Origin of the sequence: Methanothermobacter thermautotrophicus (assembly GCF_014889545.1) — an archaeon.
GTDB lineage: Archaea > Methanobacteriota > Methanobacteria > Methanobacteriales > Methanothermobacteraceae > Methanothermobacter > Methanothermobacter thermautotrophicus_A.
This window is the reverse complement of the sequence record NZ_QKOF01000005.1, coordinates 291,928-318,894: the sequence shown is the minus strand read 5'-3', so window position 1 is coordinate 318,894 and position 26,967 is coordinate 291,928. Positions and strand designations below refer to the sequence as shown.

The following is a 26,967-nucleotide window of genomic DNA, read 5'->3' as shown; positions in this document are numbered from 1 at the left end:
GTTCAATCACCTATCCCTTGAATTTGTGGCTTCATGGGGTCTCCTAAATTCTGCCTCAATGACACGCCTGATTTCCGAGGCCCTCTTTGCACCTATACCATCAACGCTACGCAGTTCCTTCTCTGAGGCGTTCATAACACCCTCAACTGAACCGAAGGTCTCCAGTAGCCTTTCAGCATACTTTGAACCGATATTTGGCAGTGATTCCACGATGAAGAGTTGCTTCTCCCTCAGGGTAAGGGGCTTCCTATCTGTGCGAACACGGATATCAGGTTTGCCTTCGCTCTGTTCTCTCAGGGCTATCCTCCTTATCATTGCAGCAGTATCTGCGGCTGACCTTGTGGGTATTATCGGTATCCCGAAGTCAACTGCCACGGCTGCAAGGGCACCCCTGATGGCGTCTGGATTTATGAAGCCTGAATAAAGGCCATCACCCTCTATGATCATAACAGGCCTTTTAAAGTTTTTGACCATCTCCTTTGCCTGTTTGTACAGTCTTTTATCTATAATTGAACCAATAAAGTCCTGTGTTGTCTTTCTCTCAATTATGGTCTCCTCGCTGATCTGATAGTCACCCACCGCAAGGGGTTTCAATTCAAAATCCACCCCTATCTTTTTGAGTTCCCGGAGTACCCTTGAGTTTACCTCACGGGAATCAGCATAGATGAAGGGCCCCAAGGATTTGGGTGTCTCCACGGGGTTAACCTCCACGTTGATTGATCCTCCCCTGAGGTTCTCCTTCATGGATCTCTCCTTCCTGATACTTGAGTAGTAGTATGCCTCATCCCGTGTCTTCTCTGTTATGAGGACAATCATGCGGCCCCTCCTCTTTCTCCCAGTCCTTCCACGTCTCTGTATCATCCTTATCTCAGAGGGGACAGGTTCATACATTACCACAAGGTCTACAGAGGGGATATCTATCCCTTCCTCGGCCACGCTGGTTGATAGGAGCACATCATGGTTTCCCATGCGGAAGGATTTTATTATGTCCCTCTGCTGTTTCTGGGTGAGACCCTTCTCTCCGCTCCTGCTGTTCTGTCCATAAAATTTAACCGCGCTGATACCTTCACGTTTGCACCTCTGGTATATCTCCTCCAGGGTGTCGCGGAACTGCGTGAAAACTATTATCCTAGCGTCATCCCCCTTAAGTTCCCCTTTAAGTATCTCCATTAGCCTGTCAAGTTTAGGGTGTTCCATCCCTGACATCATGGCTCTTCTTGTGAGGTGCATTGCTCTCGTGAAGTCAGGATCTGCAAGGAGGCCCTTTGCGGCCTTTGTTTTTTTCCCCTTTAATCTTAGAAGGTACTTGTGGAGTGGCCTTATGCCCTGGGTTTCAAGGAGTTCAAGGGCGTGTTCAACGTTTATACAGGATGCTATGAGTGATATGGCCCTGTAGCATGCCTTTGGTGGCGTGGTTGACCGCGCTATCCTGTTCTGGACGCGGCCCCTTGCCTTCAGGAGGTCCTTCTTACCCACACTGACCGTGTCTATAACCCCGAGGTTTTTGAGCATCTTGAGCCGATTTTTAAGGACCTTTCTCAGGAGTTCCCTTATCTCCTCAAGTTCTGGGGTCATCCTGACCTTAACCCATTCTATTTTTATGGGCTTGAGGTAGGGCCTAACATCAGGGTCCCCCTCAGTTTTAACCACAATCTTCTTCATGAAGAGGTTCTCGCAGACAGTTTTTATTTTGTCATCATCCGCACCGGGAGATGCTGTGAGTCCCAGTATGAGGGGGTTCCTGGCGTTCTGTACATAATTTGATGCAAGGAATACGTATGAGTATGATCCAACCGCCCGGTGGCATTCATCGAATACAATGAGTGAAACGTCCCTGAGGTCGTATCTTCCAGCAAGGATGTCGGATTCGATTGTCTGTGGGGTAGCGGATATCACCTGGGATTCAATCCACCGTTCTTTTCTCTCTTCAGGTTTTATGCTGCCTGTGAGGGATGTGCAGGTTGCAAGCATGAACTCCCTGAAGCTCTCCTCATGCTGTATGGCCAGGGGTTTGCTTGGTGATAGAATAAGTACCTTTGATTCCCTGTATTTCCTGAGCCTCTCTGCAGCCACAAGGACAGCCACAACCGTCTTTCCGAGGGCAGTGGGGGCGACTATCATTGAGTTGCCCTTTCTGAGGACGTCTGCCGCCAGCAACTGCTGGTAGGTCCTTGCCTCTATTTTCTCTGGCTTTATGAGGGGGTGCTCTATGTACCTTGCCATGGTCTTTTATCTGGTCATCAATTTATTTAAGGTTCAGGTTACTTTCAGTGCTGAAAATCAGGTTACCTGAGGCTTTGGCCTTCCTAATTTGAGGTTTCAGAGATTAAAAGAAGGAGTAAATGGGGTTTTATTGGGGATGATGCGTGTTCAACTGGTCTAAAAGATTTAAGGGAAGTTAAAGTGGGACTGAGGCAGCTGCGAGCACCGCAGCAACGGTGACTGTGCTCAGATGACATGCATAGAGCGGCGCGGCCTGAAAGTTGTCCCTCAGAACAGGGAGGAACTGTGTGTAGGCTGAAATCCCTGTGAGGATCTGCAGAGCCACTGCAACATAGTTCAGGGTCACATTGCCTGCCATGATATTTGCTGCAGTTGCAATGAGCGCCAGGATGAGAACTCCAAAGTGTGGGGCCATCCTCATCCCCATTATACGGAAGGTTATGAAACCTGATGGGATTCCTGCAAGGAGCAGTGCGAATATAATGACCTGATACATATTATCACCTCTAGAAGTTTACCACAGCGTAGCTGGGGTCACTCAGCAGTGTTATGAATGTGGCTGCACCCGCTATCTTGCAGCCCTCAACAATGTTATCCTCTCTGAGCCCCCTGAACTGGGCGCTCATCTCACAGACATAGATCTTAACGCCCATATCAAGGACCTCGGCCATGAGTTCATCCAGTCGCGGGAAGGCGGGATGTTTTACTGTGGCTGCACCACCCTTCCTTGCAATACTCACACCATCCATGAGGAGGAATATGGTGACATCCTTTCCCATGCTGAGGGCCGCCTTTGAGAATATGAAGGTGGCGTAGGCCCTCTCTGCATTCCCTGTCCCGTTGCTCTGGACAACGAGTACCTTATCCCTTCCTGCAAATTCCAATTTCCGGGGAGCATCTGTTTTCTCCAGGATAAGGTGGTTATCTGATTTTTCAATGACCTTTGCGTTCATTTCAGGAGCTGAGAGTGCAAGGTCATCAATTACGTCGCTGCTACCTGATTTTATCTTTATCCTCATCCCGGCCTCCATTGAGGAGATTTTATCCCCTGCGATTATAACCGGCCCTGGACATGTTTCTCCGGTAACATCTATCTCTTCAATGCCCTGAGGTGAAATGTTAACCACCAGACCCTTCTCTGTCTCTCTGGGGGAATAGTCCATATGGTGCTTCTCTGCAATTCTTCTGACCTCTTCGCAGTCCTCCTTCAGGATCAGCTGGAGGTTCTGAACACCATTTTTGAGGATATTGTCTGTTATTATGGCTGCAGCGTATCTGTTCACTCCTCTAAGATTTACCTTCATTTTATCCCCATTTTTCCCTGAATTTTTTGAGGGCAGCCACAATTCCTTCAAGGTCGGATGCTGGCAATCCGACTGCAAGCTCCTCTGGTCTGATACCTGCATATTTCCTTGAACCGTTACAGCCCATTGTCATGTTTGGGATTCCCCGCTCCATGACAGCTGCAACTGCATCTGCACAGAGTGACTGTATCCCTGAGTAGTCACCGGTTATCCTACCACCTCTATCATGGAGGTATGCCTGGCTGAGTCTAAGTGCCTGTGCCGGTTTAAGTATTAAAACAACGGCGTCTGGTTCAAAGTCAGCATCTTCGAGTGGAGCATAGACTGAGGCATGGTACTCTCCATCGACTGCAGGCACGGCCTCCACGGTTTCGGCGGCAGCTTCAAGCGTGCTGTAGTTTCCAAGTTTGTGGTAGAGGCTTCCATCTGCAACCTGGGGCGGTACCCTGCATAGTCCAAGGACTGCTGCGCCACCCTTGCAGAGGTGTTCTTCTGCGGTTGCATATCCCCTGACACCTTTAAGGCGTGAATCCTGTATGAACTCGCAGTGCCTCTTCTTTTCAAGTTTTTCACCATTTATTTCTTCATTTTTAACTAATTTGACAGCCACCGGGCTGCCCTCCATTTCCAGGAGTTCCTTGAGATCTTCTGCAATCTTCCGGTAATCCATTTAACCACCTCTACATTATAGTATAACTATACAAAAAAGTATAAAAAACAGGTATTTAAATTTTTCTATACAGTTATAATTAATGGTTATACTATAGTTATCATTGGGGTGATGTCAGTGGAGAAACTCTCTGAAACCGAGAAGATGATAATGTCCTACCTGGAATCAAATCCTCCAGAGGAGTGCATGCTGGACAAGATAACCCGTGGAATAAACAGGAGCAGGGCTACGGTGCTCAAGTACCTCCACATACTGGAGGCCAGGGGTCTTGTAACATACAGGACGGTTGGAAGGAGCAAGCTGTGGATGCCTGTGGGAGACCTTGAGGGCGCTGTTGAATACACTGGAGACACCTCCAGAGACTCTGAACTTATAAAAAATGCCTCAAAAATTCACAGCAACCTCCTGGAACTCCTGGAACTTGAAAGAAAAATAGATGACCCTGATAAACTTGTGTTCACCATAAACACCCTCATGGACATAGTGGTATCCAACAGCCTTTTCAGAAGGATGTTCCCGGGTGCACAGTGCCTTGGGGATATCATGGACCGGGAGAGCATTGTCCTCATTGAGAACAGGATGAAGTCCCAGGGCACGATACAGGTTGATCTGAGGGGAAGGGATGGGATAAGGAGGAACTACAGCCTCTCAGTCACACCTGTAAACAATTTCTGGGTCATAATAGGGAGGGACATGGCAACTTCATCGTTTTCGAAGAATGAACTTGAGGTCCTGCTCACCATCACAAGGCTGAGGTCATCCTCTGGCAGCATTGAGGAACTTATGAATTCAATAAGGGACGAGTTATCCACCATAATGGACCTTAGACAGCTTTCAGTGGTCCTCAGCGACGCATCTGGAATCAGGAGGGTCTACGAATACCCCGAGTCAGGGGATCTAACTGAATTTGAATACTTCATCTACCGGAGCATTGAAACCCTCGAGACGGTGCCCTGGATGCATGACCAGGGGCTCATGCTTGCAGTACCCCTAATCACAGAGGAGAGGGCGAAGGGAGCCCTAATCATCAGAAGCCCCGATGACTCCATATCATCACAGATTCTTGAAATCATAGAGATGGTGGCCGACGAGGTCTCAGAGTACCTTGAAATGGAGAAACTGAGACAGGAGAAGGATGAGTTCATAAGAACACTCCTTGCAATGAACAGGGTTTCCGAAATTATAAACAGTGATGAGGAAGAGGATAAAATGCTTGAGAAATCAATCGAGGCCGTGATAGAAACCCTGGAATTTGAAATGGGCTGCATCTATCTCATGGAGGAGGAGAGGGAACTCCAGCTCAGGGTTCAGAGGAATCTTCCAGAAACCCTCAGCAGAATGTGCATGGCCGGAGCCTTCACAGAACTCTTTGAGAGGTCCATTGAGAAGGAGGGAGTTATATACATAACCTCGGAGTCCCCTGAATACCGCATGCTACATGAATCCATAAGAAGAAACAATATAAAAACAATTCTAATGATCCCTATTAAGTTTTCAGGCGAGATAACTGGAATTTTAAACCTGGCAAGTTACAGTGTTAAACCCTACAACAGGATAAGCCTTGAGAACATTTCATCAATAGGGCTCCAGCTTGGAAGCGCTCTCCAGAGGAAAAGTTATAACTTATAAGTTATAACTTTTAAGGCCTGATGAGCTTCATCCAGTCATCATAGACAGCATCAAGGCCACACATGCCGGGGACATAGTTGGCGGCCTTGGCAGAGTCAACACCAAGAACCTCATAGCCCAGCTCCTCCACGGGTGCAACCACCATGCAGGTGTCAGATACAACCATTCCACCCGCGGCCTCTATGACTTCTGTGTAGCCCATCCTCCTTGCAGCACTCCTTACGGCAGCAGAGGTACAAATCCACAGGTCACAGGGAGACCTATTTTTCCTTAAAAATGAGGCTATCCTCCTGATCTCATCCAGGGAACAGTGCGGACATCCCAGGCATATGAGGTCAGGATCATCGTCCGTGGTGGACAGCTCCTCCCTTGCCTCAAGTATATCAGCGGCCTCAACCGTAATGCTGTCCTCTGCTTCATGAGGAGAGGCCTCCATGTACTCGGGTGTCACCCCGTCCACATGGTAGAGTGCAACCGCACCGGACGATGCCATGGCAGCCCCAAGGGCCTTGAGGTCATCAGGAGAGGAATTTCCAGTGAATGTGAAATAGGGCACACCTTCACCTGCAATCTTTCCTGTAATGTAACCAAGGGCCCCGTAATCCGAGCCCGAGAGTTCACATTCAACATCAACCCTCAGGGTGGCCCTGCGGTTCTCTTGGAGATGGTAACCATACTCTGGAGTCTTACCACATATGGCTGCTGCAAGGGCCCCTGGACCACCCTCACGGTTTGTCCTGGCTCCCAGAACAGAGTTGGCATAGGAAACTGCTGAGGACTCTGACCAGGCAACATGTGAGCCCCTGAGGGGGATGTTACCTATGAGGTAGGGCGTGCAGGTGCAGGTGTTCATGACATCCATGGCAGAGTAGGCCTCAACTATCCTTATCTGCCTACTGGCGAATTCCTCTGAGAAACCCATCTCCCTCCATCTCTGCAGGTCCATTCCTGCCGGGTTAAGGGTACTTGCAACCTTCACCCGAGCACCCCTTTTACGGAGGTCCTCCAGGTATTCAAGGCCTGCGTCACCTATTGTCTTGTAGGATACCCCTGAGACCTGGGCAGAGGATATGTCAACCATCCTCTCAGCACCGTAGATATCACCAAGGGCAACGAGTATCTCCATACTCTGCTGGATCGTCTCACCAAATTCACCATCATACATCATCTCTTCTGTCCTATCAAGGTACACGTTTCACAACCCCACACATGGCGTCTGATGCGGAACCAGGATTGGTCCCGTATCGAGTTCTGGAAACTCTAAACTCTTTATATACCATTCAGGAACCACTCTGGGTCCCCAGTATCTCATCAACTAGCTGCAGGAAACTCTCCATATCCCTGTAGGGGATCATGGCCCCGGCAGCTATATCATGTCCTCCCCCAGTGCCACCGAAACTTGCGGCAGCATCCCTCAGTGCAACCCCCAAGTTAACGCCCCTTTCAACCACTGGCCTGGTTGTCCTTGCAGATACCTTGACGTGCTGATCCATCCTGGAAAGTCCGAGGAGTGGGATGTCAGGGTCAAGAATTTTGAGGGAGAGGGATATGCTTGCTATGGTCCCCATTATACCCTTGAAGGCCTTATCCTCACTGTAGATGTACTGAAGGTTCTCCATGGTCGTGGAGCCCTCCCTCCTTATCCATGCAAGGCCCTTCACAAGCTCCTCGCGGTAGTTCTTCTGGAGTTCGAGGGCCACATCAAGGGCACCTCCCCTTTCACCGAGGCACAGTCCGATTCCTATGCCGTATTTCCGGTTCTTTCCACAGGCATCAAGCACCCCTGCAATGTCAGAGAGGTCACCGATATCCCTGAATTCCCTGGACGTGAACACCTCCCCGAATATGTCGGGGTTTATCCTTGTAAGTTCATCCCTCAGAACATCCCTCTCCTCAGGGGACAGATCAGGGTACTTAACGCCATAGGATACACCCGTCCTCTCAAGGAATCCCATAGAAGCCTCCATATCCCCGGTGAGTCCAGGCAGGGCCGGGTTGAAGGTGTATGCAATGGACCGGTAGAGGGGTTCGGTGTACCTTGATGCCAGCCTGAGGTCACTGTGGACCTGAAGGACACCCGATTCAACAGCCTCCTCCATGATGAACCTGTTTGCACCGGTGAATCCGTCAGTGTACTGCATGTCCCCCAGGGCACCGACGAGGGCGAGGGGTGCGGTGTCCCTGTTAATGACTCTAGTGGCCAGATAGGCTGTCCCGGACGCGCTAAGGTCCCTGCTACCATCAAGCCCATGCAGATGCGGGTTTATGTGAACAACATTGGATTCTGCCCCTGATTCAGAGGGCTGATGATGATCAGCTACTATGACATCACCCTTCAGGCGGGATATCTCTTCAATGTAGGCGCTTCCCATATCACAGAAAAAGAAGAGGGAGTATTTCTCTCCCGATAATTTCTTAATGAAATCCTTCTTCAGCCTGGAGAGGATGGAGATGTGGAACTGGCCATTCCGGGATGAAATGGCCCTTGCAACAACTCCCGCAGCTGATAGACCATCCGCGTCGTTGTGGGATATGATCCTTATTATGTTTCCCCTTTCAAGGTGCTCTTCAAGGACCTTTGAGGCCTCTGCACCCTTCTTGAGAATTGAGTCGGGGAGTTTACTTGACGAGGAGGGCTGCTTTCTGTGGGTCATATCTCCATCCTTCAGGAAGGACACCTTCTCTCACATAGTACCTGACAAGGCGTCTTATCTTTGATTCAACAATCTGAAGGCCCCTCCTGGTGTGGAGGTCCTTTGGGTGTTCCTTAAGGTGGTCCCTTATGTTAACAGCCTTCCTTATGAGATTCATCAGGTCCTCAGGGTATTCAGGTTTCATTTCATGCTTATCAAGTATCTGTGTTATTTTAAGCCCTGTAACGGCCTTTACGCTGGGTATACCGTGCTGGTCCCTCAGTATTATACCTATTTTGCTGGCGGAGTTGCCCTCCCTGTATAGCTTGACTATAAGATCCTCTATTTCTTCATTTGAGTATTCAACCCACTCAGGTTTTAGAGACATCAAATCACCTCATAATTTTCAATGTACCATTCTGCAAATTTTTTAAGGGCTCTGCTTCGATGCGAAAACCTGTTCTTCTCATCGGCACTGATTTCTCCGAAGCTTTTATCCATCCCTTCGGGATAGAATAACGGGTCGAAGGCGAAACCCCGGGTTCCGCGTTCCTCAGTGCCTATACGTCCCTTCACCACGCCTAAAAAAACCTCGGGTTCGGAGTTGGGGGTGCAGAACCCAACAGCCGACCTGAACTCGGCGTAGCGATCTTCAACATTTTCCATGAGCTTTAATATGCCGGGGTTTCCGATGGTATCCTGTACATAGGCAGAATAGGGTCCTGGAAACCATTTAAGAGCCCTTATAAAGAGTCCTGCGTCCTCAACGATCACAGGACCATCCATGATCCTGGCAGCATACTCTGCACCGTAGCGGGCCACCTCCTCAAGTGTTCCCTGAAGTTCAGGGTAGCCCAGATCAGCATGCATCAGTTCTATTCCAGTACCATGGAATATCTTCTCTGCCTCAGATAACTTGTGTTTATTACCAGTTATAAATGTTATCTTCATGATGAACCTCCAGGTTGGCTTGTTCATTGGTTTGGGTGTTGCCTCTAATTCTGAACCTCAGTCAGTGTATCTTCCCCTGGACTCTATCTCCCTTATCTTTGACCTGATATCAGCATCTATTATTTTACCGTAACCCTCAAGGACCCTGCTGAAGCACTCCTCTGCAAGGGCGTAGTGGGTGCTCTCAAGGGACTTCTTGAGGACGAGGAGATCAACACCCATATCCTCTACTTCATCTGAGAACCTGCCAAGTCCAAAGTCTATGAAGACCACCTCATCCCCCCTGAGGATTATGTTGGACCCTGTGAGATCCCCGTGTATTATACCAGCCCGGTGGAGCCTCCCTATGGCCTCACCGATCCTTAAACAGAGGCCTGTATCCTCAACAGCGTCCCTGAACTGGGTCCCGCTAACATCCTCCATGACCATAACCCCTCCATGGGGGTCAACATCGAAGAGGATGGGCGTATGTACCCCGGCGCCCTTTGCCTGGTTGATGAGCCTGGCCTCCCTTCTGGTCCTGGATGATCGGAGTTTCTGATCAATTTCAGGTATCCGGTAAGCCTTGGATATCCTCTCCTTTATTATGCATGGCCTACCGATCCACTGGCCCCTGTATATATTCGCCTCAGCACCCTTGGCCAGGATGTCAGGCGGGAGCTCTATTCCATCCTCTGATTCCCTCATCCAGGGAACATCCACATCATCGGTCCTGTAGCGCTGCACAACCCCTGTTTCCTCAATGGCATCGGGGCCCTTGTACCTGTAGACGAGGTGGCCGAGCCAGGCTATCATTGCACCGTTATCCCCACAGTACTCAGGGGGAGGCATGTGGAATTCCACGTTGTGCTCCAGGCACATGTCCCTCAGCATATCCCTCAGGCGACTGTTAACAGCCACTCCACCGCATAGGAGGACCTGATTCTTTTCCGTGTATGCCAGGGCACGCTCTGTAACCTCCACCAGCATTGAAAATGCTGTTTCTTGGATGCTGTATGCCAGGTCCTCAAGCCCTGCGCCAACCTCCAGTTTTCTTAAAGCAGCAGTTAGAAGTCCTGAGAAGGATATATCCATCCCCTTAACACTGTAGGGGAGTTCAATGTACTCTGAAGACTTCAATGCAAGCCTCTCAATGACCGGCCCCCCCGGGTGCCCCAGGCCGGCCTCCCTTGCAAACTGGTCAAGCATGTTCCCGACGGCTATGTCGAGGGTTTCACCGAAGACACGGTACCTTCCCTGGTTGAAGGCTATGACCTGGGTGTTCCCGCCGCTCACATAGAGTGAAACAGGGTCACTGGCCCCTGTGGTGAGCCGGCCTATCTCTATGTGACCTATGCAGTGGTTAACACCGACTATGGGGACATCAAGTGAAAGTGCAAGGGTCCTTGCAGCTGTTGCAACTGTCCTGAGGGCTGGCCCAAGCCCCGGCCCCCTTGAAAAGGATATCAGTCCTATTTCCCCCAGTTCAACACCTGCATCACTGCATGCCTCGTCCACGAGGCGGGGTATCCATTTTGCGTGGTGTTCGGCAGCCTCCCTTGGGTGTATACCTCCGGTTTCAGGTATAAGTGGCTTTCCGCGCAGGGATAGGACAGTTCCATCCTCATCTACGATACCAACACCTGTCTTCTCTGCAGTTCCCTCTATACCAAGACACAACATTTAATTAACCACCTGTGGGCCTGCTCCTTTGGAGTGTAACTAATTTATGTATCTCCGGTTATAACTATTGTATCGTTGGAAAGGTGAATGGAAATGTTTGATGGACTGAAGATCTATGGTTCAGGCGATTACCTTGAAGGTGTTACTGACAGGGATGCCCTCTTCATCTGCGCCGTTGCAACAACTGAGACATCAAAAATCCCCGGAATAACAGGGGCAGGGGCAAGCCCCGAACTCACAGAGTACACTCCGGCAGCCGATGTTGAACTAATAGTTCATGATGCTCCAAGGTGTCTTCCTGAGATACCCCAGACCATAGTGGAGGGGGAGGCAGCCCCCACACCAGCAGTGATAACCAAGGTGGCCCTGGAACTTGCGGAGGTCCCCTTCCTGGTGGCAGATGCCGGGGCCTCGGTTAAACCAGACGTCCCATACATAAACATCAACTCTGAATCCGGGGGTGATATAAGGACGGGGAGGGCGGTCTCTGATCCTGAAAGGATATATGAGAGGGGCTTGATGGTTGGAAGAACCCTTTCATGCCTCACAGAGCACCTCGTGGTTGGTGAGAGCACACCGGCAGGTACAACAACCGCTCTGGGTGTTTTAACGGCCCTGGGCTATGATGCTGATTTCAGGGTCAGCGCCAGCATGCCCCACAACCCACACGACCTCAAGAGGGAGGTTGTGATGGCAGGCCTCAGTAATGCCGGAATCGAGAAGGGAGACTGTCGCAGGGAACCCTTCAGGGCAGTGGAGGCAGTGGGGGACCCCATGATACCTGCTGTTGCAGGGATATGCATGGGGAGCACTGTACCGGTGACCCTCGCAGGTGGTACCCAGATGACAGCGGTCTGCGCCCTTATGAAGGCCATTGACCCGGAATTCGACTTTTCAGATACTGCAATTGCAACGACCATATTTGTTGCAGAGGACAGCACCTCTGATATAAACAGGATAGCAGATCAGATAGGTGATATTGACATCTATGCGGTTGACCCTGATTTCGGGGCTGCGTCCCACAGGGGCCTCCATGAGTACCTCAGTGGCTCTGTGAAGGAGGGTGTTGGTGCCGGAGGCGCCATGCTCCTGGCACTGCTCCATGGCGTACCCGTTGAAATGGTCAGGGAGCGTATTGAGGAACTCTGCAATACAATACTGGCCTGAAATACTTTAATGGAGGTTCCAGATGACTTCAGGGTCCCGATGGGATGGGATCATCCCACACCCTGGAATCCTTGCCTTTGCAATGGTACTGTATTTTCTTGGCTTTGTACTGGATGCTTCGGGAAGATCACTGGCCTACGGGTTCCTCACAGGGGATATGGTGGTCCACTTTTCCACATTCCCTGGTTTCAGGGAGCAGTTCATAGATTACCTCTCTGCAACTGCCCTCTGGGTATTCATATCAAACATAACCCAGGTTACAGTGTTCATCTTCACCCTGGCAACAGTTTATCCTGTTCTCAAGATCTTCATCCTTGCCGGGGCCCTTCTACATAATCTTCTGGAGGGCTGGGGGGTCAGGGGCCTCATGATCTATGCAGGAACACTGCACCTGCACCTTGAGGTCACAGGGTGCCTCCTTTCACTACAGGCAGCCCTTGTATTTGTGAGATCAGTCCTGGGGGCCATCCAGCAAAGATCCCCTGGACCCATCGTCACAGCCCTCAGGGAGAACCTTGCATTCCTCATACCACTGATAATACTTTTATTCGCCATTGCGGCGATTCTGGAGGTCTTCTGGAGCACCTGGTGGGTTTACAACCTCACCCATGGGCCTGTCTCGTGGACCTACTTCTACACCCATGTAGCAGCTGTGGAGCTATGATTTTTACTCATAAATGTAGGTATCAAGTTTTTAAACGCATTAAGGTGAATTAGTTTGATACAATGATTTAACAAATGACCAGCTTGAATTTTTAAATAAAATAGATGCAGTTCGCCATGTTGACGACTGCAGGTATCCTCCTCTTTAGATGAGGGTGGTTGCAAGGATAAGGACACCGAGTGCCCAGCAGTAGTAGGCGAATATGTAGAGGTCCCTCTCCTTTATGAGCTTAAGGAAGAACTTTATGGCAATGTAACCTGATACAGCCGCCGCAGCAAATCCTGCAACTATACTTGCACCCAGGAGGTCCATGCCGGCTCCAATGTCCTTAACCTGGATGAGGGCGGCCCCCAGTATCGCAGGTATGGACAGGAGGAAGCTGTACCTTGCTGCAAGCTCCCTATCAAATCCAAGAAACAGGCCCGCGGATATGGTTGCACCTGAACGTGATATGCCGGGGGCTATTGCAAGGGCCTGTGCACACCCTATAAGCAGTGACTCCCTGACACCCAGTTTCTCAACTGGCAGCCTTTCCTTCACACGTCTGCTGATCTTCTCTGATCCCCAGAGCAGAAAGCCTGTGACCAGAAGGAAGAACCCTACAGCGGTTAAACTGCTGAATAGGGATTCAAAGAAGTCCTTGAACAGTACACCAGCAAGGCCCGCCGGCACGGTACCAATGATCACCATCCAGGCAAGCCTCTTGAAGGGGTCCTCTCTGATTCCACTCCTGAATCTGCCTGAAGGGATGTCCCCCAGACTTGAGAGGAATGCCCCCACCATGTGAACTATGTCATTCCAGAAGTATCCAGCGACAGCCACAAGTGTTCCCACATGAAGCACTGTGTCGAATGCGAGGCTGGAGCTAACACCCATCAGCTCCGGCACCAGCACCAGGTGGGCTGAGCTACTTACTGGCAGGAATTCAGTCAAACCCTGCACTGTTCCAATGATTATGGCCTGAAAGACGTCCATGAACATCACCTTTAACTTTTAACTTATAAGTTATCACTTATAATCCGAGGTATTCAGATGTAGGTTAGCCATCCGAAGCTGTCCTCTGTTTCAGCCCTGATTATTTTGAAGAACTCATCCTGCAGCAGCTCTGTCACAGGACCCCTTCGCCCGGCACCTATCTCTATACCATCAACTGACCTGATGGGTGTTATCTCTGCGGCCGTGCCGGTGAAGAAGGCCTCGTCTGCAATGTAGAGCATCTCTCTGGTTATGGGTTCCTCATGCACAGTAACACCCTCGGCCCTGGCTATCTTTATTACAGAGTCCCTTGTTATCCCCCTCAGAAGTGATGATGAGAGAGGAGGGGTGTAAACTTCACCATCACTGACGATGAATATGTTCTCACCGCTACCCTCACTTATGTATCCATGATAGTCCAGCATTATGGCCTCGTCATATCCATGCCTGAAGGCCTCCATCTTGGCAAGCTGTGAGTTAAGATAGTTCCCACCGGCCTTTGCCATGTTGGGCATGGTATTTGGGGCCATCCTCCTCCAGGTTGAAACACCAGCATCAACTCCAACCTCAAGGGCCTCTGCACCCAGATAGGCCCCCCATTCCCAGGCAGCCACAGCAACCTCCACGGGGCAGTTCACCGGGTGAACACCCATCTCACCGTACCCCCTGAATACCACGGGCCTTATATAGCACTCCTCAAGTCCGTTCTCCTTCACGGTCTCAACTATGGCATCACATATCTGCTTCTGGCTGTAGGGTATTTCCATCCTGTATATCCTGGCAGAATCAAAAAGGCGTTTAACATGCTCCCGCAAACGGAAGATGGCTGACCCCTTACTGTTCCTGTAGCACCTTATTCCCTCAAAGACTGATGAACCATAGTGCACAACATGTGAGAGTATGTGGACGGTGGCTTCCTCCCATTCAACCATTTCACCGTTGAACCATATCTTTCCACTGGCTTCGCATGACATGAGAATAACCTCGGATGATTTACTAGGATAGGTTATACTCTAAGGTTTATATAATGCTCTCCATAACCGGAAAACTTTATATACTGTGAAAATTTAAAGTCACACTGAGGGCCGGTGGTCTAGGGGTATGATACCTCGCTTACAACGAGGTGGTCACGAGTTCGAATCTCGTCCGGCCCATTGATTTTCTGGGGATCAGCAGGGGCCGGTGGTCTAGGGGTATGATACCTCGCTCACACCGAGGTGGTCACGAGTTCGAATCTCGTCCGGCCCACTGGATTTCTCATTTTTAAGAGGCACTTAATCTACTGAACTTCAGTAACCATCATTTCTTTTCATGGTTCATAAAAAGGGGTCTGTGTGGGATTGCTCATTAAGGTACTGCCATAGACCCGGCTTTTGAATATCCGCCACACAATATTTATTATAAATGGAAGATATGCAGTAAATAAACATGGGAATTTATTTTTCATGTTATTGGGGGGGGTGAAGAAATGTACAGACTTCTTTTGGCTGCCATGATTTTCCTTTCAATGGGAGCAGCAACTGCCCAGGAAACTGATGACAATCTACAGGTAAATTCGGATCTTGCAGTGGATGCAGAATACCTTGATCTCGATGAAAAACGTTATAAACACTGCCAGCGTTGGTGATGAGGTCTTCGAGGGAGTTGCAGTTACCAATCTTGGCCCCACAAATGCAACTGGGGGAAGGTTGATATAACAAGGAGCAGTCAGTATCCCTTTGAGTACCTTGAGCATGAGGTTTCATGGGACAATGGGGCAACATGGCTCTATAACGATCCATCCTACGACCCTTTAACCAGCACGTGGACCATAGGGAATCTCCCTGTGGGAGCAGTTTACAGACTTGTCGTGCATCAGAGGGCCACGGCACCGGGAACCGCACAGTTCACGGCGACCATCACAGGTGACCAGCCAGACCTCAACGTTACAAACAACAATGACACAGCAACAATAACCATAAAGGAATCTCAGGGGGCCCCGGAAGCTGAAGCAGGTAAGGTTCCAATGCAGGATACAGGCGCAGGGGCAGGGTTACTCGTCCTTGGAATAGGTATCCTTGGAACAGGAATGGTTATCTCAAGAAGATAACCCAAAAAATTTATTTTTTTGATGAGGGACATTTGTTCAGGTCTATGCTGAGGTTTAAGCTCTTTTTCTATTTTTTGCGCATTGCATTGCTTATTTTATGGAGGGATTAGATCAGTATCAGGATAACCAGGAGAAGGAGAGAACTGAAAAACACTATAGTACCCTTTATCATTACAACAGCACCATCCTCCTCCACAAGGTAGGGTATACCATAGGATAGGGCTGCTGCAATCATCAGTTTCAAAACACCTGTGAGGCTTGTCCCGAGTCCAGCCGCAATCTGCAGCAGTGTTGCAATGATGAATGAGACTGCAACAACGGTGAGGATCAGTATTATGGTGTTCTGCATCAGCCCCCTTATAATGGGGGCCACAGGGGCCCGCTTCTCTTTTCTTGAGAGAACCCCCCTCCCCGGGCGGGTGTGGAAGATGTTTGAGGGGGGGTTGTAGACCTCGACCTCTTCCTCATCATAGTACTCCTCATCCTCATCCTCATCCTCATCTTCAGGGGCCTGTATTTTCTTTGAGAATTCCTCTGCAATACGTATAAGACAATTCCTGTCTATGAGTTTCATGTTTCTCTTCACAGCATAATTCCTTGCCTGGGATGAGAAATCAGATGTCGTAACAATCACTACCTTGGACGCCTTGAGGGTCTTTGCAGCCATCTCCATTTCCTTAAGGACATCCATTCCAACCTTCCAGTTTTCATCATAATTTTTACAGGCAACAACAACCCCGATATCCCCGAGGGCGGTTGGAAGAATCCCGTATATATCCACTATATGCTGGGAGGTCCTGAAGTCCTTGTAAACCTTAAAACCGGAATCCTCCATGACCTTGGCAATAAAATCCACCAGTTTCTGTTTCTTCAATTCTTCCACCTGCCGGGGTTAGACTTAATAGAGCTATGTTATAACATATACTTAAAATTTGATATAAAGGACTATAAAAAGATAGAGATGATTCCGATGAAGATTAACCATCAGTTTTCAGGATCCATAGAAGAAGAGAAACCTGATGATTACCATAATTGAGCTTGATGAGGACTATTATCAGCCTTTTAGTCAATAGGAGAGAAGATGATGATTGAAGATTATCTTTAGTCTAGGGAGGAAATGATTAGCAATGAAGATTCTTATAACAAATGACGATGGAGTTAATTCTTCAGGCATCCTTGCAGCAAGAAGGGCCGTTGAGGACCTTGGGGAGACGATCATAGTTGCCCCCGCCACGCAGCAGAGCGGGATAGGCCATGCCCTGACACTCTTTGAACCTGTGAGGGTAACTGAGGTCACCCTCAGGGATGGATCAGAGGCCTACGCTGTTTCAGGGACACCCACCGACGCTGTTATCATAGGGATATTCGAGCTCATGGATGAAAGGCCTGACCTCGTGATATCAGGGATAAATATGGGCGAGAACCTTGGCAAATCAGAACTAACGACATCAGGGACAATAGGTGCGGCAATGGAGGCTGCTGTGCATGGAGTGCCATCCCTCGCAGTTTCGCTCCAGGTGAGGCGAGGTGATATCAAGTTCCATGACGGCCATGTTGACGTCGACTTTTCAATGGCATCTGAACTCACAGGGAGGGTTGCATCGAGGATTCTCAGAAAGGGACTTCCTGAGGGTGTTGACTTCCTGAACCTTAATGTACCCTCTCATCCAGCGAGCGATGAGATAAGGCTCACGAGGCTGGGGGACCGGATGTACAATGTTCACATAAAGAAAAGGCTGGATCCCCGAGGACGCCCCTATTACTGGATAGATGGTGACCCTGCAGGCACAGACCTACCCGGTACAGACGTCCACACACTTAAGGCAGAAAATACTGCCACCATAACCCCCATATCACTGGACTGTACAGCAAACCACGAATCAATGGAGGGCTGGCTTGATTAGAGATAGGAACTGATTTTTAAATTCAAGAACCTTTTTTATTCAAAGCCATCCATCAGGATGGGTATTCCTTATTTTATGGCCGTGATAATATGCACCATTGATTCTCAGTATCTATTTCCAGGCGAATCTGGTTGAAATCTGGGTATAAATACGGAAAAAATTCTTTTAGGAGGCTCACCCATCCACTTATAAAGAGAACTTAAAGGTGATAATTGAATGGGATACAGTATTTTACCCGCAATACCCGTCACGGGGCTTTATATGGCCACCTATTTAATCTACAGGGCGGGTTTCATGCGCAGAGCTTTTCATGTGGATCTCTGGAACCTCGGGATACTGCTGGCATTTATGATATCAGGAATTGGGGGCTTCATCCTCATGCTGCTCACTGAAGCTGGTGTGAAGCTCTATATTAACCCTCAACTCCTATACTGGCATGTGGAGGCCGGGATTGCCCTCATACCCCTCACGATTTTTCACTTTCACTGCTACAGGGGGAGTTTGAGGAGAATTATGGGGATGAGAACATGAGGATCAGGAGAATTTTAAGGACTCTAACAGGCGTGTTACCCTTTGCAGGCATCATGGTGGCTGACGTGGCATGCGCTGCATCCTGTCCCTATGGACTTGTGAATGACCCCTACCCTGGACAGTGCCCCAGGTTCACAGATCTTAACGGGGACGGGATATGTGACCTTTCACAGTCAACCACAGACTACAGCACAGCTGAGGATACATCTCAGGATGCTTCTAATGACCAGAGCAACTCAGAGGATTTCCAAGTGGCAGAAGATTCAGGTAATGGGGCGGGTCACAGTGGAGGTGTGGATACTCCAGAGGAAACACTTCAGCCCCCACCAGCTGATGAAACCCCTGCAGATTATCATATGATACCCCTGAGCCTCATCCTAACAGCGGCTTACATGGTTACACTCTACCTCCTGAGGAGCGGCCTTATCCGGAAATCGATGTACAGGAGGATCTGGAATGTTATAATTACAGCTGGATATGCCGGGACTGGAGTTACGGGGGTTCTACTTCTACTATTCATACGTCTAGGCATAAAGACGGCTCTGAATCCATCAGTTACCTACTGGCACGCAGAACTGGCCATTCTCATGGTCATAGGGACATTAATCCATATACACATCTACTGGAAGCAATTCAGGGGGATTTTCAGGCACATCAAAAATAAGATCTCATCTCCTTAGGCCACGCATTTGTATCTGCTGATGTAATTAATGCCGATGAGAACAGTTCCTCCCGGTTTGAGGGGATATCAAGATGCTCCTCTCTCAGGGACCGATGGTAACCTGAGGATATCTGGAGCTTCTCCGACCACATGCAGATCCAGAGGACTCTATGACCGAGGTAACCTAAAGTGATATCTTGGGGGACCACCATAATCCTATACAGGATTCTGAATGTGGTCTCTATGAAGAGGTTGTTATGGTGGCTTCTTGCAGCTACAAGAGGAGGACATAACCGTGCGAGGATAATCAGTATGCTGCATGAGAGGCCATATAATAACAACCAGTTAGCAGAGGCCCTTGGACTTGACTATAAGACAGTTCAGCATCATCTGAGGGTCCTTGAGAAGAATAAGATCATAGTATCCTCAGGGGAGAGGTACGGTAGAATGTACTTTCTTTCAGATATGATGGAGGAGAATTATCCCCTCTTTGAGGAGATATGGAACAGAATCGAGGTGTGTGAATGAGGGGAAGGGGTGCACATGATTTCATCCAGGACCAGAACTTCACATTTCTGGCCATCATTGTGGGGCTTTTGAACGTGTTTCTTCTCCTGATACTTCTCGGAATTTATCTTTCAGGATACAGGAGGATAAAGTCCAGCTTCACTCTGGGACTTGTGGCCTTCACCGTACTCCTGATATTGCAGAACACAATATTCATAGTGTTCATGGTGACCCGTGAGGGATTCAGGGGACATGGGATCGGATTTCCTGTTCTGAGTGTTAATCTATGCCAGCTCGCAGCTTTAATTGTACTCCTTAAGATAGCATGGGAGTAGTCTGTGGTTTTGGTTCGGTGTGTTTGAGGAGTCTTTGTGTGGTCTTTGCCGGACCTCAGCCTGTGAACTATATATATGTGAATCATTATAGGATTACTAAATCAGTTAAGGGGATTTATAATGAAGGACAGTGACAAGGAATTCAGGGTTAACAGGCAGTTTCTAAAATTTAAAAATAAGAATGTTCTCCTCACCCTGAAGAACAATGAAGAGGCAAGGGGAAAACTCATATCAATCGACAACTACCTTAACACGGTTCTCCAGACAGAGGAGGGCCTTCAGTTTATTAAGGGCACCAAGATAGCCTTCATCGCAATGGAATAATCGCTTACTTTGTGGATGGAGGACCTGGACTAAACCTCCACCTCTATTCCAAGGATCTCCCTTTTACCGTTATGTATGTCCCTTGCGATCTGGGCACTTCCCATGGAACCGGAAGTTGGATCTGCACGCCTCACATCCGCGATTTCCTTCACCATATCCCTCAGTTTTCCATGGAAGTCGTAGGGTTCCCGCATGGCTCCAATGGATCCAGTTAGTACGATCCCATCAACTCCACTGGAGATCCCTGCAAGTCCCCATATCTCCATGGCTATGGTCATCATCATGGTATCGAGGGCAAGCTTCGCTTCATCCCTACCTGCAAGGTACATCTCAAGGAGTTCCTCCCTTGCCCTTGAGACCCTGGTATCGATACCTGCTATCTTAACTGCTCCTGCATGCGAAAAGCACTCATTGGCTGTCTTTTCCCCATCATCTATCTTCCTGAGCATTTCAAGGTCAAGGGGTCCATGTATAACTCCCATGGCACCTAAACATGCGTCCATGGCACCGACTATCCTGCCATCCTCTATCAGCATGGTAACGGTATTTGAGCTTATGTCTGAGACGATCATATTCTCCCAGCCTGTCTCAAGGTATGCGTTGTAGCAGATGCTCACCTTCTCGGGGCTTGCATGGTGGGAGTAGGCGGCTCTGAACCTCTCATCAAGGCAGGGCGTGTTTCGGTGGAGGCCGGGGATGAGGACTGTGGGTATCCCCGATGATTCTATTTCACTGTATACTGCGGTTCCGCCACCTGTGACCTTACCCGCACCTCCAATGGAGATTATGCCCCTGTTCTTCACCCTTTCAATGGGCTTTATGGTGCTAATGGCGTCACCCATGGCATATGTTATTGCCATGAGGTCTATATCATTGAGGGGAACCCTCTCTCTGAGTTCAGCAAGGGCGGAGACCCTGCCTGCGGATAGATCCTCCCTCCCTATCTTGAAGTGTTCAGCATCATCACCGAGGATGGTGAAGGAGACACCCGTTGTCCCATGGTCCATACCCACAAATACCAAAAAATCACCTGAAAAAAGGAGATTTAGGGGTTTACTTCTCGAGTCCGCAGAGTTTCCTCAGCTTTGCCCCGACTTCCTCTATCTCCAGTTCACTTTCCAGTTTCCTCATCCTCTTGAGCATGGGGGCCCCTGCCCTGTTCTCAAGGGCCCATTCCTTGGCGAATTTACCGTTCTGGATTTCCTTGAGGATTTCATCCATTTCCTTCTCAGTCTCCTCTGTTATTATCCGTCCTCTCCTTGTAAGGCCGCCGAACTCTGCGGTGTTACTCACATTGTGCCACATACCCTGGAATCCCCTCTCATAGATGAGGTCCACTATGAGCTTGAGTTCATGGCAGGTTTCAAAGTATGCTATCTCTGGCTGGTAACCTGCCTTCACAAGAGTCCTGAACGCAGTATTTATGAGTTCTGTGACACCACCGCAGAGCACAGCCTGTTCACCGAACAGGTCAGTCTCTGTTTCCTCCCGGAAGGTCGTCTCCAGAACCCCTGCCCTTGCAAGTCCACAAGCCTTTGCCATTGCAAGTGCCTGCTCTAGTGCATCGCCTGTTGCATCAACCTCAACAGCCACGAGGCCGGGTATTCCGAAGCCCTCAAGGTAGGTCCTTCTTACCATGGCACCCGGACCCTTGGGGGCCACCATTGTGACGTTGACTCCTTCAGGAGCCTTTATGTAGCCGTAGTGGATGTTGTATCCATGTGAGAAGGATACGGTGTTGCCCTCCTTCAGGTAGGGCTTTATTGACTGTTCGAAGACAGTCTCCTGTATCTCATCGGGTATGAGTATGTGTATGATGTCGGCCTCCCGGGCGGCGTCCTCGATGGTCATGACGTTCATGCCGTCATCATGGGCCTTCTTCCAGGAGCTACCTCCCCTTCTGAGCCCAACTATCACCTTCAGTCCACTGTCGGCCATGTTCCTGGCCTGTGCTTCGCCCTGGCTCCCGTAACCTATGACAGCTATCTTCTTATCTGCCAGTATCTCCATGTCAATGTCATTTTCATAGTATATCTTCATAAAAAACCTCCTCAACTTCTAATTAACACTTCATTTAAAATAAATTTATGTATGGCCTCACTCCTATCGGATCAGGAGTCCTTCGTGCATTAACATCACATTGTCCGGCTTCCACGGGACATTGCGGTTGGCCCTGTCCTTGCAAGTTCCTTTATTCCAAAGTTCCGCAGAAGCTCCAGGAAGGCGTCTATCTTTTCAGAGTCCCCGGTAACCTCAACCGTCAGGGCATCAGGGCTCACATCCACTATCCTCCCCCGGAATATGTTGGTGTACTGTATTATCTCTGACCTCTCACTCTCTGATGGGGCGTGGACCTTAACCATGCATAGCTCCCTCTTGACCGTCGCCGAGGGTTCAAGGTCCCTGACCTTTATGACGTCTATGAGCTTGTTCAGCTGCTTTGTTATCTGCTCAAGCACCCTGTCATCGCCCCTGGCGATTATGGTCATCCTGGCAATGCCTGGCGTTTCTGATTCCCCAACCGTTATGTTTTCGATGTTGAATCCACGCCTTGTGAAGAGCCCTGCAACGCGCTGGAGCACTCCGGGTTTGTGTTCCACGAGGGCGCTTATGATGTGGGTGTCGGGTTCCATCTCAATCACCATCCACCTTTACCTTTGGGGAGTATTTAATTTCCTGGGGGTCCTCCCTTTCAACCCGGTACTCCCCGACTATCTCGGTTAGACGACAGCCAGGGGGTACCATTGGGAGTATCTCATCCGGATCTATTACTATGTCAAGGAGCGCAGGTTCACCTGACCTTATGGCCCTTGAAAGGGCTTCGGATGTTTCACCAGGTTTTTCTATCCTCTCAGCCTCAACTCCAAATGATTCAGCCAGTTTCACGAAGTCTGGAACCTCACCGAGGTGTGTATGGGACATTCTCTCATCGTAGAATAGGCGCTGCCACTGCGCCACCATTCCAAGGTGCCTGTTGTCCATGACACATATCACCACCGGGATGTCGTATTCCCTGATGGTTGCAAGGTCCTGGCAGACCATCAGGAATCCACCGTCACCGCAAACCGCAACAACGTCACTATCAGGCAGTGCTACCTTGGCACCTATGGCGGCCGGGAAACCGAAGCCCATTGTTCCAAGGCCTCCAGATGATATGAACTTTCTCGGGGTGCGGGATGTGTAGAAGTGGGCCATCCACATCTGGTTCTGCCCGACATCTGTTGTGACCACGGTTTCATCATCAAGGACCTGGCTTATCTCCTTTATAACCTGCTGAGGCTTCAGTGGCACGTCGTCATAGCTCATCCTTGGCATGCACTCGGTTCGGAATTTCTGTACACTTTCAAGCCATTGGCTTTCCCTCTTTTCATATTTTTTGAGTTTTGCTATGAGTTCCCTGAGGACGTTCCTTGCATCTCCAACAATGGGGACATCAACTCCAACGTTCTTACCTATCTCAGCGGGGTCGATGTCAACGTGTATTATGCTGGCGCCCGGGGCGAATTCTGCAACGTTCCCTGTTGTGCGATCTGAGAACCGGCATCCAACGGCTATGAGGCAGTCGCATTCGTCCACTGTCAGGTTAGCCACCTTGCGGCCGTGCATGCCGAGCATGCCCATGGCGGATGGATGGTCCTCGGGGAATGCTCCCTTACCAAGAAGTGTTGTTGTCACAGGGGCCTTTATCAGATCTGATAATTCCATTATCTCCCTGGAGGCCCCTGATATTATAACGCCTCCCCCTGCTAGTATGACAGGTTTTTCTGACCTTCTTATGAGTTCAGCGGCCCTCTTTATCTGGAGGGGGTGACCCCTTACATTTGGTCTGTAACCTGGAAGCTCGAGATCATCAACCTCCTCCTGGATCTCCTGTTCCTGTATATCCTTGGGGAGGTCTATGACAACCGGTCCTGGGCGGCCTGTCTTTGCTATGTGGAAGCTTGCCCTGACCATTGCAGGTATCTCACTGGCGTCTGATGGCTGGAAGCTGTGCTTGGTGATAGGCATGGTTATCCCTATCATGTCCACCTCCTGGAATGCATCATTTCCAATGAGGTGTGTTGGGACCTGTCCTGCAATGGCCACTATTGGGGATGAGTCCATGTAGGCTGTTGCAATGCCTGTTACAAGATTCGTGGCCCCGGGACCGGAGGTAGCTATGCAGACCCCCACCCTTCCTGAGGCCCTCGCATATCCATCTGCAGCGTGTGCTGCGCACTGTTCATGTCTTACGAGAACGTGTTTGAGTTCAGAATCATAGAGCATGTCATAGAGTGGCAGTAACTGTCCACCGGGGTATCCGAATACGGTGTCTGCTCCCTGATCCAGAAGTGATCTGATTATTGCCTGCCCACCTTTCATTGGAAACACCTTGAACGGAATCTGTCATTATTATTAATGACATATTTCCTATAAGAGTATATACTTTCAAATAAGTGCTAAGATTATATAAAATAATAGGGAGATTTAACATTATCAATTTCCAGGAGGATTATCCGATGAAAATACTTGTCGTGGGAACAGGAGCAAGGGAACATGCCATCTGCAGTGCACTTGCAGATGAAGCAACCATATACTCTGTGATGGGTAACAGAAACCCGGGTATATCAAGGCTCGCCAGGGAATTCACTGTTGCTCCTGAAGTTGACACCGAAGGGGTGGTCAGTTTCGCATCAGAGAAGGGAGTTGACATGGCATTCATAGGGCCGGAGGCCCCCCTTGAGGCCGGGCTGGTTGACGCCCTCGAGGAGGCAGGCATCCCATCGGTCGGGCCAACCAGGGACGCAGCCCGCATCGAAACAGATAAATCATTCATGCGCAAACTCTTTGAGGATTACAGGATACCGGGATCAATAACATACCGGGTCTTCAGTGACCCTGAGGAGCTACGTGAATTCATGGAGAGCTTTGAGGGGGAGGCGGTTGTAAAGCCAGTGGGCCTCACAGGAGGAAAGGGAGTCAAGATAGTCGGGGAACACCTGAGGGACAACATGGAGGCCCTTAAATATGCAACAGAGGTCATTGAGAAAAGGATAGGTGGTCATTCCAGCGTCGTGATAGAGGAGAGGGTTGTTGGAGAGGAATTCACGGTACAGGCCTTCTCCGACGGTGAACACATAGTGCCAATGCCAGCAGTCCAGGACCACCCCCACGCCTATGAGGGCGATCAGGGCCCCATAACAGGAGGGATGGGATCATATTCTGACTCAGATGGCCTTCTCCCATTCTTAACACAGAAGGACTATGAAGACGCTGTGGATATAATGCAGAGGACCGTGGACGCCATAAGGAAGGAGAAAGGGCCATACAGGGGCATACTCTATGGCCAGTTCATGCTCTCTGCAGATGGTCCGAAGCTAATAGAGTACAATGCACGATTCGGGGACCCTGAGGCAATGAACGTGCTCCCGTTACTTGAATCAAGCATGCTTGAAATATGTGAGGGTATAGTGGACGGAAACCTCAGATCAGCACGTTTCAGGGACCTTGCAACGGTCTGCAAGTATCTGGTACCTGAGGGCTACCCTGAGTCAGGTGTGGCAGGCGCCGAGATAAGGGTTGACGAGAGGAGTATAGAGGACCTGGGTGTCATAACATACTATGCAGCTGTAAACCAGGAGGATGATCGTATATACACATCATCATCCCGGGCCCTTGCACTTGTTGCCCTTGCAGAGGACATATACTCTGCAGAGGAGCTCTGCGAGGAGGCAACAGCCCATGTTAAGGGAAGGCTTTACCACAGGAGGGACATAGGCACCAGGGAACTCGTTGAGAAGAGGGTTAAACACATGGAGGACCTGAGGTCCTGAGGAGCTGGGCAGATGAAGCACCTACTATCTGTATGTGACATGGATAACGTGGCGGACCTCCTTGACCTCGCTTCTGACTACAAGGAGGGAAGGGTCAAAGAGAAGATCCTGAGGGGCAAAACACTTGCCATGATATTTGAGAAGTCATCAACAAGGACCAGGGTATCCTTTGAGGTAGGGGCATCTCAGATGGGGGCTCAGCCCCTCTATCTATCCGCATCGGACCTTCAGCTGGGAAGGGGTGAACCCATAGCTGATACAGCAAGGACCCTCAGCAGATACGTTGACGGGATAATGATAAGGGCCATAAGCCACTCCGACGTGGTTGAACTTGCAAGCGAGGCATCTGTCCCTGTTATCAATGGTCTGACGGACCTTGAACATCCATGCCAGGCCCTGGCCGATATGCAGACTGTCAGGGAGAAGCTTGGAGGATTTGATGGAAGACTGGTTTTCGTGGGTGATGGTAACAATGTCTGCAACTCCCTGCTACTAATAACAGCAACCCTGGGGATGGACATGGACGTGGCCTGCCCCCCTGGATATGAACCTGACCCCAGCATCAGGGAGATGGCAGGGAAAATAGCAGATGAGACAGGGGCACGGATAAGGATAATTCATGACCCTGTCGAGGCTGTCACTGGGGCTGATGTGGTCTACACTGATGTCTGGGTGAGTATGGGATACGAGGATGAGACAGAGGACCGTTTAGAGGCCTTCAGACCATACCAGGTGAATCTGGAGTTCATGGAACTCGCAGCCCCCGACGCAATATTCATGCACTGCCTGCCTGCTGTGAGGGGCCAGGAAACAACCTCTGAGGTTATTGATGGTCCTCATTCGGTTGTCTGGGATCAGGCAGAAAACAGGCTACATGCCCAGAAGGCCATAATGCACTGGCTAATGGGGGATGTCTGAGTTCCAG

At 49.7% G+C, this 26,967-nt stretch carries 29 protein-coding genes and 2 tRNA genes; 15 read left to right on the top strand and 16 right to left on the bottom strand.

What is annotated here, in order from left to right:
* Positions 1 to 6 precede the first annotated feature (6 nt).
* From DNK57_RS04155 to DNK57_RS04140, 4 genes are all read right to left on the bottom strand, one after another.
* Positions 7 to 2,223 carry a DEAD/DEAH box helicase gene (locus DNK57_RS04155; protein WP_192961776.1) on the bottom strand — a complete coding sequence of 739 codons (2,217 nt, stop codon included), beginning with the start codon at positions 2,221 to 2,223 and terminating at the stop codon, positions 7 to 9.
* A 175-nt stretch (positions 2,224 to 2,398) separates the two neighbouring features.
* Complete coding sequence (locus DNK57_RS04150; RefSeq protein WP_192961775.1) at positions 2,399 to 2,719, bottom strand: DUF5400 domain-containing protein; 321 nt, start codon at positions 2,717 to 2,719, stop codon at positions 2,399 to 2,401.
* 10 nt (positions 2,720 to 2,729) lie between these two features.
* The gene (locus DNK57_RS04145; protein WP_192961774.1) at positions 2,730 to 3,527 is read right to left on the bottom strand and encodes a DsrE family protein; all 798 of its coding nucleotides are present in this window, start codon (positions 3,525 to 3,527) and stop codon (positions 2,730 to 2,732) included.
* Between the two features lies 1 nt (position 3,528).
* The gene (locus DNK57_RS04140) at positions 3,529 to 4,197 is read right to left on the bottom strand and encodes a DUF169 domain-containing protein (RefSeq protein WP_192961773.1); all 669 of its coding nucleotides are present in this window, start codon (positions 4,195 to 4,197) and stop codon (positions 3,529 to 3,531) included.
* Between the two features lie 117 nt (positions 4,198 to 4,314).
* Here DNK57_RS04140 and DNK57_RS04135 point away from each other — a divergent pair, with 117 nt between their 5' ends.
* Complete coding sequence (locus tag DNK57_RS04135) at positions 4,315 to 5,826, top strand: GAF domain-containing protein (protein WP_192961772.1); 1,512 nt, start codon at positions 4,315 to 4,317, stop codon at positions 5,824 to 5,826.
* 10 nt (positions 5,827 to 5,836) lie between these two features.
* Here the strand turns inward: DNK57_RS04135 and DNK57_RS04130 are convergent, their stop codons facing one another.
* The 5 genes from DNK57_RS04130 to DNK57_RS04110 all read right to left on the bottom strand — a co-directional run bounded on the left by DNK57_RS04130 (position 5,837) and on the right by DNK57_RS04110 (position 11,072).
* Complete coding sequence (locus DNK57_RS04130; protein ID WP_192961771.1) at positions 5,837 to 7,018, bottom strand: aconitase X catalytic domain-containing protein; 1,182 nt, start codon at positions 7,016 to 7,018, stop codon at positions 5,837 to 5,839.
* 88 nt (positions 7,019 to 7,106) lie between these two features.
* Positions 7,107 to 8,480, bottom strand: a complete 1,374-nt coding sequence (locus tag DNK57_RS04125; RefSeq protein WP_226891037.1) for a single-stranded-DNA-specific exonuclease RecJ — start codon at positions 8,478 to 8,480, stop codon at positions 7,107 to 7,109.
* A complete protein-coding gene (locus DNK57_RS04120; RefSeq protein ID WP_192961770.1) occupies positions 8,446 to 8,847 on the bottom strand; it encodes a 30S ribosomal protein S15 in 402 nt (133 codons plus the stop codon). Before DNK57_RS04120 ends, DNK57_RS04125 begins: the two co-directional genes overlap by 35 nt.
* Positions 8,847 to 9,410 carry an XTP/dITP diphosphatase gene (locus DNK57_RS04115; protein ID WP_192961769.1) on the bottom strand — a complete coding sequence of 188 codons (564 nt, stop codon included), beginning with the start codon at positions 9,408 to 9,410 and terminating at the stop codon, positions 8,847 to 8,849. The genes DNK57_RS04120 and DNK57_RS04115 overlap by 1 nt, the downstream gene beginning before the upstream one ends.
* Positions 9,411 to 9,467: 57 nt before the next feature.
* Complete coding sequence (locus DNK57_RS04110) at positions 9,468 to 11,072, bottom strand: bifunctional N(6)-L-threonylcarbamoyladenine synthase/serine/threonine protein kinase (protein ID WP_192961768.1); 1,605 nt, start codon at positions 11,070 to 11,072, stop codon at positions 9,468 to 9,470.
* Between the two features lie 93 nt (positions 11,073 to 11,165).
* Between DNK57_RS04110 and cobT the strand changes: the two genes are divergently transcribed.
* Both cobT and DNK57_RS04100 read left to right on the top strand, forming a co-directional pair.
* Positions 11,166 to 12,239: a nicotinate mononucleotide-dependent phosphoribosyltransferase CobT gene (gene cobT / locus DNK57_RS04105; protein WP_192961767.1), complete on the top strand. Its 1,074-nt coding sequence runs from the start codon at positions 11,166 to 11,168 to the stop codon at positions 12,237 to 12,239.
* A 22-nt stretch (positions 12,240 to 12,261) separates the two neighbouring features.
* Positions 12,262 to 12,903 carry a hypothetical protein gene (locus DNK57_RS04100; RefSeq protein ID WP_192961766.1) on the top strand — a complete coding sequence of 214 codons (642 nt, stop codon included), beginning with the start codon at positions 12,262 to 12,264 and terminating at the stop codon, positions 12,901 to 12,903.
* Positions 12,904 to 13,047: 144 nt separating this feature from the next.
* On the opposite strand, the gene uppP is transcribed toward DNK57_RS04100, so the two are convergent.
* The gene (uppP, locus tag DNK57_RS04095; protein ID WP_192961765.1) at positions 13,048 to 13,878 is read right to left on the bottom strand and encodes an undecaprenyl-diphosphatase UppP; all 831 of its coding nucleotides are present in this window, start codon (positions 13,876 to 13,878) and stop codon (positions 13,048 to 13,050) included.
* A 53-nt stretch (positions 13,879 to 13,931) separates the two neighbouring features.
* Positions 13,932 to 14,852, bottom strand: coding sequence for a branched-chain-amino-acid transaminase (gene ilvE / locus DNK57_RS04090; protein WP_192961764.1), 921 nt, complete (start codon positions 14,850 to 14,852; stop codon positions 13,932 to 13,934).
* A gap of 108 nt (positions 14,853 to 14,960) precedes the next feature.
* Between ilvE and DNK57_RS04085 the strand changes: the two genes are divergently transcribed.
* The 4 genes from DNK57_RS04085 (at position 14,961) to DNK57_RS09055 (ending at position 15,967) form a co-directional block, all read left to right on the top strand.
* Positions 14,961 to 15,032: transfer RNA gene (locus DNK57_RS04085), tRNA-Val, on the top strand.
* Positions 15,033 to 15,054: 22 nt separating this feature from the next.
* Positions 15,055 to 15,126, top strand: a tRNA-Val gene (locus DNK57_RS04080).
* A 220-nt stretch (positions 15,127 to 15,346) separates the two neighbouring features.
* A complete protein-coding gene (locus DNK57_RS09060; protein ID WP_226891035.1) occupies positions 15,347 to 15,505 on the top strand; it encodes a hypothetical protein in 159 nt (52 codons plus the stop codon).
* A 66-nt stretch (positions 15,506 to 15,571) separates the two neighbouring features.
* On the top strand, positions 15,572 to 15,967 hold the full coding sequence (locus DNK57_RS09055; protein WP_320056865.1) for a hypothetical protein: 396 nt from the start codon (positions 15,572 to 15,574) through the stop codon (positions 15,965 to 15,967).
* Between the two features lie 106 nt (positions 15,968 to 16,073).
* On the opposite strand, the gene DNK57_RS04070 is transcribed toward DNK57_RS09055, so the two are convergent.
* On the bottom strand, positions 16,074 to 16,850 hold the full coding sequence (locus DNK57_RS04070) for a restriction endonuclease (RefSeq protein WP_320056856.1): 777 nt from the start codon (positions 16,848 to 16,850) through the stop codon (positions 16,074 to 16,076).
* 244 nt (positions 16,851 to 17,094) lie between these two features.
* On the opposite strand from DNK57_RS04070, the gene surE reads away from it, so the two are divergent.
* The 6 genes from surE to DNK57_RS04040 all read left to right on the top strand — a co-directional run bounded on the left by surE (position 17,095) and on the right by DNK57_RS04040 (position 20,229).
* A complete protein-coding gene (surE, locus tag DNK57_RS04065) occupies positions 17,095 to 17,871 on the top strand; it encodes a 5'/3'-nucleotidase SurE (protein ID WP_192961762.1) in 777 nt (258 codons plus the stop codon).
* A gap of 216 nt (positions 17,872 to 18,087) precedes the next feature.
* On the top strand, positions 18,088 to 18,402 hold the full coding sequence (locus DNK57_RS04060) for a hypothetical protein (RefSeq protein ID WP_192961761.1): 315 nt from the start codon (positions 18,088 to 18,090) through the stop codon (positions 18,400 to 18,402).
* A complete protein-coding gene (locus DNK57_RS04055) occupies positions 18,399 to 19,082 on the top strand; it encodes a hypothetical protein (RefSeq protein ID WP_192961760.1) in 684 nt (227 codons plus the stop codon). The genes DNK57_RS04060 and DNK57_RS04055 overlap by 4 nt, the downstream gene beginning before the upstream one ends.
* A 224-nt stretch (positions 19,083 to 19,306) precedes the next feature.
* A complete protein-coding gene (locus tag DNK57_RS04050; protein ID WP_192961759.1) occupies positions 19,307 to 19,591 on the top strand; it encodes a winged helix-turn-helix domain-containing protein in 285 nt (94 codons plus the stop codon).
* Positions 19,588 to 19,905 (top strand): hypothetical protein, encoded by a 318-nt coding sequence (locus DNK57_RS04045; protein WP_192961758.1) that lies wholly within the window; start codon positions 19,588 to 19,590, stop codon positions 19,903 to 19,905. The genes DNK57_RS04050 and DNK57_RS04045 overlap by 4 nt, the downstream gene beginning before the upstream one ends.
* Positions 19,906 to 20,025: 120 nt before the next feature.
* Positions 20,026 to 20,229, top strand: coding sequence for an LSM domain-containing protein (locus DNK57_RS04040; protein WP_192961757.1), 204 nt, complete (start codon positions 20,026 to 20,028; stop codon positions 20,227 to 20,229).
* Between the two features lie 29 nt (positions 20,230 to 20,258).
* Here the strand turns inward: DNK57_RS04040 and DNK57_RS04035 are convergent, their stop codons facing one another.
* From DNK57_RS04035 to DNK57_RS04020, 4 genes are all read right to left on the bottom strand, one after another.
* Entirely contained in the window at positions 20,259 to 21,251 is a 993-nt protein-coding gene (locus DNK57_RS04035) for a methanogenesis marker 12 protein (RefSeq protein ID WP_192961756.1), read from the bottom strand.
* A 31-nt stretch (positions 21,252 to 21,282) separates the two neighbouring features.
* Positions 21,283 to 22,269 (bottom strand): ketol-acid reductoisomerase, encoded by a 987-nt coding sequence (gene ilvC / locus DNK57_RS04030; RefSeq protein WP_192961755.1) that lies wholly within the window; start codon positions 22,267 to 22,269, stop codon positions 21,283 to 21,285.
* Between the two features lie 95 nt (positions 22,270 to 22,364).
* Positions 22,365 to 22,862: an acetolactate synthase small subunit gene (gene ilvN, locus DNK57_RS04025; RefSeq protein ID WP_192961819.1), complete on the bottom strand. Its 498-nt coding sequence runs from the start codon at positions 22,860 to 22,862 to the stop codon at positions 22,365 to 22,367.
* 1 nt (position 22,863) lies between these two features.
* Complete coding sequence (locus tag DNK57_RS04020) at positions 22,864 to 24,591, bottom strand: acetolactate synthase large subunit (protein WP_192961754.1); 1,728 nt, start codon at positions 24,589 to 24,591, stop codon at positions 22,864 to 22,866.
* 137 nt (positions 24,592 to 24,728) lie between these two features.
* Here DNK57_RS04020 and purD point away from each other — a divergent pair, with 137 nt between their 5' ends.
* Positions 24,729 to 26,042, top strand: coding sequence for a phosphoribosylamine--glycine ligase (purD, locus tag DNK57_RS04015; RefSeq protein ID WP_192961753.1), 1,314 nt, complete (start codon positions 24,729 to 24,731; stop codon positions 26,040 to 26,042).
* A 12-nt stretch (positions 26,043 to 26,054) separates the two neighbouring features.
* Positions 26,055 to 26,960, top strand: a complete 906-nt coding sequence (gene argF, locus DNK57_RS04010; protein ID WP_192961752.1) for an ornithine carbamoyltransferase — start codon at positions 26,055 to 26,057, stop codon at positions 26,958 to 26,960.
* Positions 26,961 to 26,967 lie beyond the last annotated feature (7 nt).